This is a genomic window from Thermopolyspora sp. NPDC052614 (genome assembly GCF_040678635.1).
Taxonomy (GTDB): Bacteria; Actinomycetota; Actinomycetes; order Streptosporangiales; family Streptosporangiaceae; genus Thermopolyspora.
Window position 1 is genome coordinate 1 of the sequence record NZ_JBFATZ010000053.1, and the last position, 1,164, is coordinate 1,164.

Sequence of the window (1,164 nt, forward strand, 5' to 3'; positions counted from 1 at the left end):
CTGAGCGTCCGGGCCTGGTCCTGCCCGTGCGGGGCGGTCCACGACCGGGACGTCAACGCCGCCAGGAACATCCTCGCCGCCGGACGGGCGGAGAGTCTAAACGCCTGCGGAGGGACCGTAAGACCCGCCGCCTAGCGGAGGGCAGGACCCGGTGAAACAGGAAGCCACAGAAGTGCCGCACGCGCGGCACAGGCTGAACCCCGGCCCTTCAGGCCGGGGAGCGCGTCAATACGTGCAGATCGACGCCGACGGGCTGTACGTCGCGGCCGGATGGTACACCCCCGCCCCCGACCAGATCGAGCGCTTCCGCGCCGCCGTCGACGACGACAAGGCCGGCGTACGGCTGGCCGAGATCGTGGAGGGGTTCCGCGCGATCGGCCTGTCCATCGAGGGCGACCGGCTGAAGACGCGCCCGCGCGGCGTGCCCGACGACCATCCGCGCCTCGACCTGCTGCGCCACCGCACCCTGCACGCGGGGCGGCGCTGGCACCCGCAGGAGTGGCTGCACACGCGCGCGCTGACCGAAATCACTTCCGTCTCGCGGGAGACGCGCCGCCCACGTCTTCACTTCACCGAGGGCGAGGTGAGATGTTCTACCACGCGAGGCCGCCGCGATCTCGGTCCGATGGGGGGCGCTGATCACGTCGGCAGCACGATTGCGGAGGTACATATGGCGTTCCAGTTGACCGTGCTCTACAACCACCCGGAGAACCCCGAGGCGTTCGACGCGCACTACGACAAGGTGCACGCTCCGCTCGCGGCCCGGCTTCCCGGTCTGCGTGGCTACACCGTCAGCCGACCCGTTCCCCGAGGGGACCAGAAGCCCGCCTATCACCTGGTCGCGATCCTGACCTTCGACGACGAGGCCGCCTTCGCCGCGGCGATGGCGAGCGACATCGGCAAGGAGACCACGGCCGACCTCGCCAACTTCGCCATGGCGGGGGCGACGACCGTGATCGGCCCGGTCGAGACCGTCGCCTGATCTCCGCCCGCCGGCCGGGGCCCGCACGCCCGCACCAGGGCACCAGGGGGCCCGGCCGGCGGGACTCATCCGGACGGCAGGGCCTGCTCGGTCCAGATGCATTTGCCGTCGGGGGTGTAGCGGGTGCCCCAGCGTTGGGCGATGGCGGCGATGAGCTGGAGGCCGCGTCCGCCCTCGTCGGT

At 71.6% G+C, this 1,164-nt stretch carries 2 protein-coding genes; both read left to right on the top strand.

All coding sequences use genetic code 11. The annotated features are described in order from the left end of the window. Nucleotides 1-135 (top strand): zinc ribbon domain-containing protein (locus AB0K60_RS37650; protein ID WP_364066623.1); only part of this gene is annotated, 135 nt, incomplete at its 5' end. 37 nt (nucleotides 136-172) lie between these two features. Further along, the gene (locus tag AB0K60_RS37655) at nucleotides 173-982 is read left to right on the top strand and encodes an EthD family reductase (protein WP_364066625.1); all 810 of its coding nucleotides are present in this window, start codon (nucleotides 173-175) and stop codon (nucleotides 980-982) included. The last annotated feature ends 182 nt before the right edge of the window (nucleotides 983-1,164 follow it).